Raw genomic sequence first — 14150 nt, forward strand, 5'->3', positions numbered from 1 at the left:
CACCCCGCGTTGGGCGGGGTGGCAGTGGGCAAGGAATGGGTCGCTTACTTGATCAGGGCCGGGTCGATGCTGTGGCCGTTCTCGGCGAACCAGCGCGCCGCACCTGGGTGCCAGGGCAGCACGCTGTTCTTGTCCAGGTTCTCAGGAATGCTGGTCATCGCGGCCTGATGGATCGAGACCATGCGGGCGTTGTTTTCCATGGTCAGACGGGTGACTTCATAGACGAAGCTTTCCGGCAGATCACAGTTGGCAACCGCGAAGTTCCACATGGCCACGGCGCGGGCATCTTGCTTGAGGGTGTTGTAGGTACCGGCCGGAATGATGAACTCGGAGACCGGGAAGTTGGCGGTCAGTTGTGCCACTTCCTCTTCGCTGAAGGAGATCACGTTGACTGAGGTCTGCACTTCCAGTTGGCTGATGGTCGGAATCGGCACCCCGGCGGCGAAGCCGACCATGCCCAGCAGGCCATCCTGCATCTGCCCACCCAGGTCGGCCCAGCTGCCGTTGCGCCGGCTGAAGTTAGCGCCCAGGGTTTCCAGCATGCGCGGGAAGTAGCTGTCGGCGGTCGAGCCGGCCGGGCCGAAGCCGATCCGGGTACCGCGCGGAATGTCACTGACACTGTTGATCCCGGAGTTGCCCAGCGCCGCCAGCGAGAACGGGGTTTCGAACATCGGGAAGATCGCACAGGCATTGTCCAGCGGCATGCCTGGAGCCAGCGGGCTCTTGCCCTCCAGCGCATCCTGGGCCGGACCCATGGTGGTGAAGCCGAAGGCCAGATCGCCGGTATGCACCAGCGCCATGTTCTGTACCGGACCACCGGTAACCTCGGCACCGGCCGATACTCCAAGTTGTTCGGCGATGAAATTGGCCCAGCCCGAGCCATAGGCGAAATAGGTACCGCCCTGGCTGGCGGTGCCGACCGTAAAGTTGGACGGCCAGCCGCTGCGATCCTGGGCCTGGGTGAGGGTGGTGGTAAGCAGGGCAGTGACAGACAGACTGGCCAACGCCAGGGTGCGCAGTGTTTTCATGCTGGACTCCAGTTTTTGTGCTTGTTGTATCCGCGGGTCGGGTGTTGACTGCGGAGCTATCACAGGCACTGGAGCAAGGGCTGTGCCACAAGGCTGAAAGTGCTGATGCAGAGAGGTTGGTGGATTTTAGGCGGTTTTTTTCGGGTGGAATCATGCCACTGCTGGAAAGGCTGATGGGTGGAAATCCACCCATCAGGTGTCAGGCTCTGGTCGCGTCATTACACGGTCAGATACTGCTGGATCAGGCTGTCGTCAAGATCGGTCATCGGCCCGTTGGCGACCACCCGGCCACGCTCCATGATGAAGAAATCATCGGCGGCGCGGCGAGCGAACGGCAGTTTCTGTTCCACCAGCAGCACGGTCAGCCCCAGTTCGCTGTTGAGTTTGCGGATCACGTCGCTGATGTCGCGCACGATGTTGGGCTGGATGCCCTCGGTTGGCTCGTCGAGGATCAGCAGCTTGGGGTCGAGCACCAGCGCCCGGCCGATGGCCAGTTGCTGCTGCTGGCCGCCGGACAGGTCGCCGCCGCGCCGGTGTTTCATTTCCTTGAGTACCGGAAACAGCTCATAGATCTGCGCAGGGATCTGCCGGGCACGGTCCTTGCGCGCGCCGAGCGAAATCTTCAGGTTTTCTTCCACCGTCAGCAGCGGAAATATCTCGCGGCCCTGGGGGACGTAACCGATCCCTGCCCGGGCGCGGTTTTCCGTGCTCAGGCGGGTGATGTCCTGACCGTCGAGCAGGATCTGGCCATCGCGGATCGGCAGCAGCCCGGTCACGCACTTGAGCAGGGTCGTCTTGCCCACCCCGTTGCGTCCGAGCAGGCAGCCGCAGGTGCCTTCCTTGAGCTCAAGGTCGAGATCCCAGAGGATGTGGCTCTGGTTGTAGTACTGGTTGATACCCTGGATGCTCAGCACGCTTATTCCCCCAGATAGACTTCGATTACGCGCGGGTCATTCTGCACCTGATCCATGGTTCCTTCGGCCAGCACGCTGCCCTGGTGCAGCACCGTGACCTTGCGCGCGATCGAGCGGACGAAGGCCATGTCATGCTCGACCACGATCACCGAGTGCTTGCCGGCCAGTGAGGTCAGCAGGTTGGCGGTGTGCTCGACTTCTTCGCCGGTCATCCCCGCCACCGGCTCATCGACCAGCAGCACCCGGGGGTTCTGCATCAGCAGCATGCCGATCTCCAGCCACTGCTTCTGGCCGTGGGACAGCTCGCCGGCGTTGCTGTGGCGCTTGTCGACCAGACCGATCTGGATCAGGACCTCATTGATCCGGTCGCGCTGCTCACCGTTCAACTGGCGGGTCAGGGTGTACCACACACGCTTGTCAGCGGCGGTGGCCAGCTCCAGGTTTTCGTAGACGCTGAGCGCCTCGAAAATGGTCGGTTTCTGGAACTTGCGGCCGATTCCGCCACGGGCGATCTGGTGCTCTGACAGCTTGAGCAGATCAATGCGCTGGCCAAAATAGACGCTGCCGGTATCGGGCCGGGTCTTGCCGGTGATCACGTCCATCATGGTGGTCTTGCCGGCGCCGTTGGGACCGATGATGCAGCGCAGTTCGCCGTCGTCGATATACAGGTTGAGGTTGTTCAGCGCCTTGAAGCCGTCGAAGCTGACGCTGACGTCCTCGACGTAGAGAATCGGGCCGTGCCTGGTATCCACCGGCCGCTCGAACTCCGGGGTTGGTAGCATGAAATCGAACACCCGGTCGCGGCGCCAGGTTTCACGGAATTGCGCCAGTGTGGTCATGCCTTGTCTCCCTTGCGGCGTACCAGTTTGTCCAGCAGCCCGACGATGCCCTTGGGCAGCAACAGGGTGACCAGCACGAACAGCGCGCCCAGAATGAACAGCCAGGTTTCCGGCGAGAAGGTGGTAAAGAAGGTTTTGGCGTAGTTGACCGAGAAGGCGCCGACAATCGCGCCGAACAGGGTGCCACGCCCACCGGTGGCGACCCAGACCACCATTTCGATCGAGTTCAGCGGCGAGAACTCGCCGGGGTTGATGATGCCGACCTGGGGCACGTAGAGCGCACCGGCCACCGCCGCCAGCGTGGCCGAAAACACGAACAGCCAGAGCTTGTAGGACTCGACCTGATAGCCGCTGAAGCGGGTCCGGCTTTCGGCATCGCGGATCGCGATCAGCACCCGGCCCATGCGTGAGGTGACGATGTAACGGCAAGCCAGGTAGCCGAGAATCAGGGCAATGGCCGAGGCGACGAACAGCCCGGCCCGGGTGGTCTTGGCGGTGATGTCGAAGCCGAGGATTTCCTTGAAATCGTTCAGCCCGTTGTTGCCGCCAAAGCCCATTTCGTTGCGGAAGAAGGCCAGCATCAGGGCGAAGGTCAGGGCCTGGGTGATGATCGCAAAATACACCCCGGTGACCCGCGAGCGAAACGCCAGCCAGCCGAACACCAGGGCCAGCAGCCCGGGCACCAGCAGGATCATCAGTGCGGCGAACCAGAACATCTCGAAGCCCTGCCAGTACCAGGGCAGGGTTTCCCAGTTGAGGATCACCATGAAGTCCATCAGCTCCGGGTGACCGTAGACGCCACGGTCACCGATCTGGCGCATCAGGTACATGCCCATGCCGTAGCCACCGAGGCTGAAGAAGGCGCCATGGCCGAGCGAGAGAATGCCGGCATAACCCCAGATCAGGTCGACCGACAGCGCCAGCAGGGCAAAGCACAGAAACTTGCCGAGCAGGGCCACGGTGAAGTTGGAGATGTAGAACGGCGAGTTGGTGGGCAGCGCCAGGTTGCAGATCGGCACGATAATCGCCATCAGCAGCACCAGGCCCAGCACCAGCATGCCGCCGCGATCACTGAGTAACAAACGTTGAGTCAGCATAAGTGTCTCTCGTAATGGGGCGTGCGGCTCAGTCGGCCGCCGCCCGGCCCTTCTGCGGGAACAGGCCCTTGGGTTTCTTCTGGATGAATAGGATCAGCATCACCAGTACCAGCACCTTGGCCAGCATGGCCCCGGCATAGGGTTCGAGGAAGTTGTTGATCAGCCCCAGGCTCATGGCGCTGACCAGGGTGCCCCAGAGATTGCCGACCCCGCCGAATACCACCACCATGAACGAGTCGATGATGTAGGCCTGTCCGAGGTTGGGGCCGACGTTGGTGATCTGCGACAGCGCCACCCCGGCGATACCGGCGATACCTGAACCCAGGCCAAAGGTCAGGGCATCGACCCAGCTGGAGCGGACCCCGACTGCCCGGGCCATGGCCCGGTTCTGCGATACCGCGCGCACCTTGAGGCCGAGGCTGGTGCGCTTCATCACCAGCAGCAGGGCGAAGAACACCATCAGCCCGAACAGCAGGATGTACAGCCGGGTATAGGTGATCGACAGCACCGGGTTTAGGGTCAGGGTGCCGCTGATCCATTCCGGTGAGGTGACCGGGCGGTTGAGCGGGCTGAACAGGCTGCGTACCGCCTGTTGCAGGATCAGGCTGATACCGAAGGTGGCCAGCAGGGTTTCCAGCGGCCGGCCGTAGAGAAACCGGATTACCCCGCGCTCGATGGCGATGCCGACCAGCCCGGCGATGATGAAGGCGGCCGGGATGGCGATCAGCAGGCTCCATTCGATCAGCCCGGGGAACAGGACCTGCACGCCCCAGGTGGTATAGGCACCGATCATGATCAACTCGCCATGGGCCATGTTGATCACGCCCATGACGCCGAAGGTAATGGCCAGGCCGATGGCGGCCAGCAGCAGGATCGAGCCCAGGCTGAGGCCAAAGAACAGGTTTTCGACGAAGCGATAGAACTGGATCTTGGTCTGGATCGAATCCAGTGCCGACCGGGCGGCGGCGCGCAGCTGCGGATCGGCATCCTGCTCGGCGATCCGGCTCAGAGCGTTGCGTGCCTCGCGTTCCAGCGAGCCGCTGAGGGTGTCGATCGCCTGCAGACGCAGGGTCTGATCGACGCCTTGCAGTTGGTACAGCGCCAAGGCGGTGTCGATGGCATCGCTGACCCGGCCACTGTCTTCGATCTGCTGGCGCTCCAGCAGCAGGGCGATGGCGTCGCTGTCGATGCCGTCGCGGATAAACCGGCGTACCGCGTTGTAGCGGACCTCGGCACTGTCATGGCTCAGGTTGAGCTGGGCCAGCAGGCTGCGCAACTGGCTGCGCAGGCTGTTGTTGATCGGGATGCGGCGCAGGCCACTGAGGTCGTCCAGCAGCTCGCCACTGAGGGCATCGAATGTCCGGTTGCCGTCACGGATGACGACCAGCGGCGGGGTATCGCGGTTGGCCTGCAGATTGCCGTCCTGCAAGGCGGTCAGCACATCGATCAGTCGGTCGTGGTCAAGGCTGGCCATTTGCGTCACGGTAGCGGCGCGCTGCTGCAGGCTGCCCTGCGGGAGTTGCTGGACCAGGCTGGCAAAGTCCGGGTCGGCGGGCACGTGCTCGGCTAGCGGGTCGGCCTGTGCGGTCCAGCCCAGGCCCAGACCGGCCAGCAGGATCAGCCATAGTCCGGCAGCGCGCAGCCGTCGCCAGAATGAGTGTAAGGTCATAACCGCAGTCCTGAATCAGGTGCCCGGCAAGTGCCGGGCAGGGTGTCGTGGTTCTGTCTGTCAATGTGGGGCTTAAGCTCCACAAGGCGCCCCGGCAGGCCCGGGGCGCTCACCGGTCACTGGGTGCTGGTGCCCAGGCAGGTATTGGTTTTGGTGTTGTAGTTGCCGCAGTTGATCGGCGCAGTCCAGTCGGCGATCAGGTCCTTGCTGCCTTCCAGATACTTGGACCAGGCATCGCCTGGAACCAGATCGTCGGTACGCGAGACAGTCAGGAACTGGCCGTCGTCCTGGATTTCGCCAATCAGTACCGGCTTGGTGATGTGGTGGTTGGCCAGCATAGTGCTGACGCCGCCGGTCAGGTTCGGCACCTGCACGCCGATCATGGCGTCGATGACCGCGTCGGTATCGGTGGTGCCGGCTTTCTCGACCGCTTTGACCCACATGTTGAAGCCGATGTAGTGGGCTTCCATCGGGTCATTGGTGACGCGTTCGGTGTTGCCGATGAACTCGTGCCAGGTCTTGATGAAGGCCTCGTTCTCCGGGGTCTCTTCGCTCATGAAGTAGTTCCAGGCGGCCATGTGGCCGACCAGCGGCGCGGTGTCGATCCCCGACAGCTCTTCTTCGCCGACCGAGAAGGCCACGACCGGAATGTCTTCGGCCGATACGCCCTGGTTGCCCAGCTCACGGTAGAACGGCACGTTGGCGTCACCGTTGATGGTCGAGACTACCGCGGTCTTCTTGCCGGCGCTGCCGAAGCGCTTGATGTCGGCGACGATGTTCTGCCAGTCGGAGTGGCCGAACGGGGTGTAGTTGATCATGATGTCCGACTCGGCCACGCCGTTGGCCTTGAGGTAGGCCTCGAGGATACGGTTGGTGGTGCGCGGGTAGACGTAGTCGGTACCGGCCAGTACCCAGCGTTCGATGCCCAGTTCATCCTTCAGATAATCCACTGCCGGAATCGCCTGCTGGTTCGGCGCCGCCCCGGTGTAGAAGATGTTGCGCGAGGATTCTTCACCTTCGTACTGCACCGGGTAGAACAGGATGCCGTTGAGCTCTTCGACCACCGGCAGTACCGATTTGCGCGAGACCGAGGTCCAGCAGCCGAAGATCGCATCGACCTTGTGCTGCTCCAGCAGTTCGCGGGTACGCTCGGCGAACAGCGGCCAATTCGAGGCCGGGTCGACCACTACCGGTTCCAGTTGCTTGCCGAGCAGGCCGCCTTTCTTGTTCTGCTCCTCGATCAGCATCAGCATGGTGTCTTTCAGGGTGGTTTCGGAAATCGCCATGGTGCCGGACAGCGAATGCAGAACTCCGACCTTGATGGTTTCCGCCTGCACCGCCAGGGCGGTCAGGGCCATGCTGCAGGCTACGCCCAGGGCGCCTGCCTGTTTCACCAGTTTCTTCAATGTCATTGTCGTTCTCCAGATGTGTGCGCGTGTTCAAATCAGGTTTATTGCTGGAACATCGGGTGTGTCTGGCAATGGACCTCCTTGTCGTCGTTGGGCCTGTTCTGCCTCAGGCCTTCTGTTGTTCGCCAGTGGCTTCGGGCCGCTGGCTGGTATTCAGTTTGTTCTGGTGCTGGCGGGCCTCGAAGATCATGTGCAGGGTGATCTTGCGGACCTCGGCCTTGCTTTCCTCGATATGACTTTTAAGCAGCAACTGGGCTTCGTCGGCCCGGCGTTCGAGTACGGTGCGCAGGATCTTGCCGTGCTCGATGTAGGTCGCCTCGATCCGTGGCCGCTGGGTGAAGTCGATCCGGCGGACGATGCGCAGGCGCTCGGTCAGGTCGTGGTGAATCCGGGCCATTTCGGCGTTGCCGGTGGCCTCCACCAGCTTCTGATGAAAGCGCTCGTCAAGCGCGCAGACCCGCGGGCCGTCGTCCAGCCGTTCAGCGGGGGCCACCAGCCAGACCTGTTTGAGTTCTTCCAGGTCTGGCCCCGGCTGCATTTCGCACAGGCGCTTGACCGCCGCCATCTCCAGCACGATGCGTACGTCGTAGAGCTGTTCGTACTGCTCGAAGTCGAACGGTCGAACCTGCCAGCCGCTACGGAACGAGACCGCGACAAAGCCCTCACGCTGCAAGCGGGTCAGGGCTTCGCGCACCGGGGTGCGGCTGGCCTGCATCTGCTCGGCGATTTCGTTCTCGCTGAAGCGGTCGCCCGGCAACAGTTCGAAGTCGAAGATGCTCTGCTTGAGCTGTTGGTAGATCCGCTCGGTCAGGTTCTGCCGGCGTTCGCCGGTGGCTCTTTCCAGTTTCAGCACGCTAATCGTCCGCCTCAGTCTTCAAGAACCAGCAACAGGTCGCCGGCGTTGACCGGCCGTCCCGGTTCACAGTGAATGGCCAGCACCTTGGCGCTGCGGTCGGCGTAGACCGAGAATTCCATCTTCATCGCCTCGACGATCAGCAGCGGCTGATCCGGTTCGACCTGCTGGCCAGGCTCGACCAGCAGTTTCCAGATGTTGCCGCTGATGTCGGCGGTGACGGCGTGGCCGTCGACCTCGATCGGGCCGTCCTGAGTGCGGACCTGCAGGGCCGCGTCAACCTGGGCCTGCTCATCGGCTTGCCACAAGGCCACCTCTTCGCTGAAGGCGGCCTGCTGACGCTGCTTGAAAGCGGTGATGCTGGCGGCGTTGGCAGCAATAAACTGCTCGTGTTCGGCCAGATCGAAATAGCTGTCTTCGATGTGGAGGTTCAGCCGGCCTTCACGGAATGCCTCGCGCTGCTCGGTCAGTTCATCTTCGCTGACCGGGTAGTAGCGCACCTGGTCGAAGAACTTCAGCAACCAGGGCTCGCCGTTGACAAACACCGGGCTCTTGAGGAACTTGTTCCAGATCGGCAGGGTGCGGCCGACCAACTGGTAACCACCGGGTGAGTCCATGCCGTAGATACACATGTACACGCCACCGATGCCGACGGTGCCTTCGGCGGTGTAGGTCCGCGCCGGGTTGTACTTGGAGGTCAGCAGGCGATGGCGCGGATCGACCGGCACCGCGCAGGGCGCACCCAGATACACGTCACCGAGGCCGAGCACCATGTAACTGGCGCTGAACAGGATGTCGCGGACCTGCTCGGCGCTGTCCAGCCCGTTGATCCGGCGCATGAACTCGGTGTTGCTCGGCAGCCAGGGCGCGGTGTCGCGCACCGACTGGCGATAGCGCGCCACGGCATCGAGGGTCGCCGAGTCCTCGTAGGCCATCGGCAGGTGAATGATCCGGCTCGGCACCCGCATGGCGCTGGCGTCCGGCAGCTGGGTTTCCAGCACCAGCAGGCGGTCGACCAGGTCGTGCTGGTGAATCAGCCGGCTGTCGTAATTGATCTGCAACGAGCGCACCCCAGGCGACAGCTCGATGATGCCTTCGATCGGCTGGGCCTTGAGCGCCTCCATCAGCGCATGAACACGCAGGCGCAGGCGCAGGTCGAGTACGTTGGGGCCGTATTCGAGCAGGATGTACTTGTCGCCGGCCTGACGGTAGGCGACTTCCGGGCGGCTGCCCTGCTCGGGCAGCGCGGCGAGGATGCAGGCCGAGAGATTGTGTTCGGGGCGAACCTCGGGCAGCGGCGTTACCGCAGGCTGTTCGGCCAGCTCCTCGATGGCCCGGTCCTGGGCCAGTTCCAGGGCCAGGGCGGTATCGAAGCTCAGGCGCTTGAAACGGATACGGTCACCCGGTTTGACCTGGCCGACTTTCCACAGCTCGGCCTTGACGATGGTCGCCGGGCAAACAAAGCCGCCGAGGCTGGGGCCGTCCTTGGTCAGGATCACCGGCATGTCGCCGGTGAAGTTGATCGAGCCGACCGCATATTCAGTGTCGTGAATGTTCGAGGGGTGCAGCCCGGCTTCGCCGCCGTCGCTGCGGGTCCAGGTCGGCTTGGGGCCGTTCAGGCGGATGCCCAGGCGGTTGGAGTTGTAGTGCACTTCCCAGGCGGTGGAGAAGAACATCTCGATGGCTTCATCGGTGAAGAAGTCCGGCGCGCCATGTGGGCCGTACAGTACACCGATTTCCCATTCCTGCGGATACTCGGGGATCAGCCCGGCCGGGGCCGGTGCCGGCTCGAACAGCGGTGCCGGGGTGGTGCAGGCGGCCAGTGCCGGATTGCTGATCGGCAGCATGTCGGCGGCACGCAGAGTGCGTCCGGCATGGCCGCCGAACTGGCCGAGGGCGAAGGTCGAGCGGCTGCCCAGATAAACCGGTACATCAATGCCGTTGCGCACGGCCAGATAGCTGCGGCAGCCGGTTTCGGCCTTGCCCATGTCCAGCACCTGCCCGGCCTTGACCGTGATCGGGGTCCAGAACGGCAGCGGCTGGCCGTCCAGATGGGCGGCCGAGGCGGCGCCGGTCAGAGCGATTACGGTATCGACATGAAAGCGCAGCTTAGGCCCGATCAGGGTGAACTCCAGACCGGCAGCACTGTCGTGATTGCCGACGATGCGGTTGCCCAGGCGGAAGGCATAGTCATCCATCGGCCCGGAGGGCGGTACGCCAACGCTCCAGTAGCCGGCCCGGCCCGGATAATCCTGCACGCTGCTGTAGGTGCCCGGTTGCAGTACTTCGATCACCGGTGGCTGGTAGGCGAAGCTGGCCAGACGGTTGGTTGCCACCTCGCCTGCGGCGAAGAACTCGGCATCGATGATCTGGCGCAGATAGTCGAGGTTGCTGGCGATACCGGCGATGCGGGTGGCATTCAGCGCTTCGCGCATTTTGCCGATGGCATCGGCCCGGTCATGGCCGTGGACGATCAGCTTGGCGATCATCGGGTCGTAATAGGGCGAGACCTCGGTGCCGGTGGCGACCCAGGTGTCGATCCGGGCGTGCTCGGGGAACTGCACCTCGGTCAGTACACCGGGCGAGGGCTGGAAGTCGCGCACCGGGTCTTCGGCGTACAGGCGCACTTCGATAGCGGCCCCCTTGGGCTCGATCACCAGCTCATTGAGCGCCGGCGGCTGACCCGCCGCCGTCAGAGTCATCCACTCGACCAGATCGACGCCGGTGCAGGCTTCGGTGATCGGGTGTTCGACCTGCAGACGGGTGTTCACTTCGAGAAAATAGAAGGCGTCGCGGGCGGCGTCATAGATGTATTCGACGGTACCGGCGCTGCGGTAGTTGACGGCCTTGCCCAGACTGACCGAGGCCTCCAGCAGTCTTTCGCGGGTGGCGGCGGGCAGGTGCGGGGCCGGGGTTTCCTCGACCACCTTCTGGTTGCGCCGCTGCAGTGAGCAGTCGCGCTCGCCCAGAGCAATCACGTTGCCCAGGCCATCACCGAAGATCTGGACTTCGACGTGGCGGGCGTTGTCGACAAAGCGCTCAAGAAACACACCGCTGTCGCTGAAAAAGTTCTGGCCCAGGCGCTTGACGCTCTCGAAGGCATCAATCAGAGCGGCTTCATCATCACAGCGGGTCAGGCCAATGCCACCACCGCCAGCGGTGCTTTTGAGCATGACCGGATAACCCAGTTCGCTGGCAGCGCTGCAGGCCTGTTCAACCGAGTCGAGCAGACCGGTACCCGGCGTCAGCGGCACACCGGCCTGTTCGGCGATTTCACGTGAGGTGTGCTTGAGGCCGAACTGGCGGATCTGCTCGGCAGTCGGACCGCAGAAGGCGATGCCGGCTGCTTCGCATTGTTCGGAAAAGCCGGCGTTCTCGGACAGAAAACCATAACCGGGGATGATCGCCTGGGCACCACACTCAAGGGCCGCAGCGAGAATGCGTTCGGCTTGCAAATAGCTGTCGGCAGCGCTGTGGCCACCCAGGGCGATGGCTTCGTCGCAGGCGCTGACGTGGGCGCTATTGCGGTCGGCCTCGGAGTAAATGGCAACTGAGGTGATGCCCATGGCTTTGAGAGTGCGGGCGATGCGGACGGCAATCTCCCCACGGTTGGCGATCAATACTTTGCTGAGCATGGCGTGATCCATCAGGCGGCTATTGGCTGGAGGAAAAGGTCGGGCAGGCCGCATGGAGGGCGAACGCCGGTATGGGGTGTCGCGCCGTCCCTGGGATCGGGGGCAAACTCCTGGTGGTCGATCGAGTCATGCCGTTGTCCTGCTGTTGTGGAATACCGACTTGTATGCAAGCTGGTATTCAGCAGGGAGCGTGCCAGTTTTCGATAAATGGTCAGGAAATACGCTTGCGCCCTTTGGAATCAGGGGGTTGGCTTTTGTTAGTGGGAGATTTCAGGACTGCGCTGAGGGGTGTTATGCACATGGATGTGCACCGTGCGGGGGCGTTGGGGCTCAATGTGGTGCACTGGTATGTGCCCTTGGTCGGGCTTCTCCTGGATTGCTTCAGACCTTTGGTCTTCGCAATGACGTATCGGCGTTGACTCGGTACAAGGTGTTCCAACCGCAGGTCATCGCGAGGGCCAACGGCCCGTGGCGATCCAGATCTGGCAAGGAAAAAAAAGCCGACCGCAAAGCCCGGTCGGCACAAACGCCAGGTTGGCGCAAGGAGCACTCAGAAGCGGAAGGTCACCCCGCCGACCACGGTGCGCGGGGCGCCGGGGCGGATGCCTTCCTGAATGTCGGCGATATACAGCTTGTCGCTCAGGTTGCGGCCTTGCAGCCACAGGGTGGTGTCCAGCCTGGTCGGCAGCTGGTAGCTGGCCCTGGCCGACCACAGAGTTCGGCCTGGGACCCGACCGGCGTCGTCCTCGCTGCCGGTTACATCCAGCGCCCGGGTATTCTCGATGTCGGTGTAGAAGGCACCGAAGTGGCTGGTGGTGACACTCAGCTGCCAGCCGGCAGCATGCTCGACCCCCAGGGTCAGGCTGCCGACCCGGGTCGGTACTTCCGGTACCTGGTTGCCCTTGAGCGGCCCGTTGCTGAAGCGCGCCTTGGTGAAGTTCAGAGCCAGCTCGGCGAACAGGTTGTAAGGTGAGTTGTAGAAGGCATCGGAGTCGATCCGCGCGCCCAGATCCAGACCATGGACATGCGAGTTGGCGGCGTTGATGAACAGCGCATCACCGAAGCTGTCGACGCTGTCACGGATCAGAGTGTCCTTGATCCGGTTATAGAAGAAGGCTGCGTCCAGGCTAACCCCGCGCAGGGCGTGGCTGCGTACACCGATCTGGCTATTGATGCCGGTTTCCGGCGTCAGTGGGAAGTCATCGGTCCGGGCTGAGGCCGGGGCGTAGCCACGATGGATGCCGGCGTAGATCTCGGTGGCGTTAAAGCCACTGTACAGCAGGCTGATGCCCGGCAGCCAAAGACTGTTGCTGTCCTTGTCACGACTGCCTTCGTCTGAGCTGCCGGGGCGGAAGTTGGTCTTCTTGTACTGGTTGTAGGTCTCGTAGCGCAGGCCTGGGGTAATGGCCCAGTCACCCCAGCTCAGGGTGTTCTGGATAAAACCGGATACCGCCTCGGCATCGTAGCTAACCAGCCGGCCATCGCGGGTGTAACCATCCACGCCGGCACGGGCATAGACATTGCCGCGGTTGCTTTCCTTTAGATATTCACCGGGGCGGCCGACTGGGCGGCGGTCGGCGAAGCGGTGCTTCTCATAGCGCAGCCCGGCCTGCAGCCGATGCTCCAGGCCCAGGGCATGGAGATTGCCGATATCGATGCGGCTGTCGGCACCGAGCGTGTGGTAACGGCGGTCACGGCCTTCCATGACGCCACCCTCACGCGGCGACGTGCCACGAGTCTGGAACCGGGGACGATCCAGCTCAGTGGCGAACACCTTGCTCGACAGCCGCACGTCATTGCTGAGCTGGAAGTTGTGGGTCAGATCCAGTTTGTAGTAGTCCACCGAGATGTTGTTGAACTCTCTGGCTTCATCAAGCTGGCGCTTGCTGCGCGGCTTGTTGCGGTACTCGGCCAGAGACAGATTGCTCTCGTCATAGCCCTGGCTGCGTTCACGGAAGTAGGTGGCCGAGGTCGCCAGTTGGTGGCGTTCGTTGATCTGCCATTGCAACGCAGCGTAGAAATCGTCGAATTCGTGCTCCTCGACATCAAAGGTGCCGTCAGCCTCTTGGCTGGTGTAGGCGAAGACCATGCCTACCGGACCTTCGGTGCGCCGATGCATGAGGTGAACCTGACGGGTGTCCTGGTTGCCAGCGCCCAGTTCGACCTTGGTCTGCGGGGTAGCCGTTGGTTTGAGATTGCGGAAGTTGATGATGCCATGGTTGTTCAGCGGCCCATGGACAATCTGGCCGGCCCCCTTGAGGACCTCAATCTGCTCCAGGCGCTGCATCGGCGGGGTGTAATGGGCGCCAGAGTCCAGATAGGCGCTGTTGTTGATTGGCGTACCGTCTTCAAGCAACAGCACCTTACGCGAACGCCGCGGTGGCGCGCCGCGGATGCCGATACCCGAGCGCAGTCCGAGCACATCATCGTCAATGGTCCTTACCCCAGGCACGAAGTCGAAGGCGTCATGCAGGCTGTAGGGCTTGTAGATATCCAGAGTTTCACGGCTTAGCAGATTGGCAGCCCCGGGCATGCCCTGGATCTCGCTGGGAACCAGGCTGCGCACGTCCATCGACGGCAGTTGCAGGGGCTGTTCGCTGGTCTGTGCCAGGGCCAGGCCGGGCAAACAGAGCAGGGCGGTGAGCTTTACCGCCCGAGCGATCGGAGTCAGAGCAGGCATCGTGTGTTCCTTATTATGGATGTCAG

At 62.8% G+C, this 14150-nt stretch carries 9 protein-coding genes; all 9 read right to left on the reverse strand.

Annotated elements, in window-relative coordinates; genetic code table 11:
• Positions 1-44 precede the first annotated feature (44 nt).
• The 9 genes from BVH74_RS07840 to BVH74_RS07885 all read right to left on the reverse strand — a co-directional run bounded on the left by BVH74_RS07840 (position 45) and on the right by BVH74_RS07885 (position 14124).
• On the reverse strand, positions 45-1028 hold the full coding sequence (locus BVH74_RS07840) for a TAXI family TRAP transporter solute-binding subunit (RefSeq protein WP_080049518.1): 984 nt from the start codon (positions 1026-1028) through the stop codon (positions 45-47).
• Positions 1029-1246: 218 nt separating this feature from the next.
• Complete coding sequence (urtE, locus tag BVH74_RS07845) at positions 1247-1942, reverse strand: urea ABC transporter ATP-binding subunit UrtE (protein ID WP_080049519.1); 696 nt, start codon at positions 1940-1942, stop codon at positions 1247-1249.
• A 2-nt stretch (positions 1943-1944) separates the two neighbouring features.
• Positions 1945-2724, reverse strand: a complete 780-nt coding sequence (gene urtD, locus BVH74_RS07850; protein WP_095625037.1) for an urea ABC transporter ATP-binding protein UrtD — start codon at positions 2722-2724, stop codon at positions 1945-1947.
• Positions 2725-2777: 53 nt separating this feature from the next.
• Complete coding sequence (gene urtC, locus BVH74_RS07855) at positions 2778-3878, reverse strand: urea ABC transporter permease subunit UrtC (protein ID WP_080049521.1); 1101 nt, start codon at positions 3876-3878, stop codon at positions 2778-2780.
• A 28-nt stretch (positions 3879-3906) separates the two neighbouring features.
• Positions 3907-5547, reverse strand: a complete 1641-nt coding sequence (gene urtB, locus BVH74_RS07860) for an urea ABC transporter permease subunit UrtB (RefSeq protein WP_080049522.1) — start codon at positions 5545-5547, stop codon at positions 3907-3909.
• A 116-nt stretch (positions 5548-5663) separates the two neighbouring features.
• The gene (gene urtA / locus BVH74_RS07865; RefSeq protein ID WP_080049523.1) at positions 5664-6959 is read right to left on the reverse strand and encodes an urea ABC transporter substrate-binding protein; all 1296 of its coding nucleotides are present in this window, start codon (positions 6957-6959) and stop codon (positions 5664-5666) included.
• 103 nt (positions 6960-7062) lie between these two features.
• On the reverse strand, positions 7063-7800 hold the full coding sequence (locus tag BVH74_RS07870) for a GntR family transcriptional regulator (protein WP_080051664.1): 738 nt from the start codon (positions 7798-7800) through the stop codon (positions 7063-7065).
• Between the two features lie 23 nt (positions 7801-7823).
• On the reverse strand, positions 7824-11444 hold the full coding sequence (gene uca, locus BVH74_RS07875) for an urea carboxylase (protein ID WP_080049524.1): 3621 nt from the start codon (positions 11442-11444) through the stop codon (positions 7824-7826).
• Positions 11445-11994: 550 nt separating this feature from the next.
• Positions 11995-14124, reverse strand: a complete 2130-nt coding sequence (locus tag BVH74_RS07885) for a TonB-dependent receptor family protein (RefSeq protein WP_080049526.1) — start codon at positions 14122-14124, stop codon at positions 11995-11997.
• Positions 14125-14150 lie beyond the last annotated feature (26 nt).

Origin of the sequence: Halopseudomonas phragmitis (assembly GCF_002056295.1) — a bacterium.
Lineage (GTDB): Bacteria > Pseudomonadota > Gammaproteobacteria > Pseudomonadales > Pseudomonadaceae > Halopseudomonas > Halopseudomonas phragmitis.

Coding starts and splice junctions, on each gene's coding strand:
- uca (WP_080049524.1), bottom strand. CDS start 11,444: ATGCTCAGCAAAGTATTGATCGCCAACCGTGGGGAGATTGCCGTCCGC.
- urtD (WP_095625037.1), bottom strand. CDS start 2,724: ATGCTACCAACCCCGGAGTTCGAGCGGCCGGTGGATACCAGGCACGGC.
- urtA (WP_080049523.1), bottom strand. CDS start 6,959: ATGACATTGAAGAAACTGGTGAAACAGGCAGGCGCCCTGGGCGTAGCC.
- BVH74_RS07885 (WP_080049526.1), bottom strand. CDS start 14,124: ATGCCTGCTCTGACTCCGATCGCTCGGGCGGTAAAGCTCACCGCCCTG.
- urtB (WP_080049522.1), bottom strand. CDS start 5,547: ATGACCTTACACTCATTCTGGCGACGGCTGCGCGCTGCCGGACTATGG.
- BVH74_RS07840 (WP_080049518.1), bottom strand. CDS start 1,028: ATGAAAACACTGCGCACCCTGGCGTTGGCCAGTCTGTCTGTCACTGCC.
- urtC (WP_080049521.1), bottom strand. CDS start 3,878: ATGCTGACTCAACGTTTGTTACTCAGTGATCGCGGCGGCATGCTGGTG.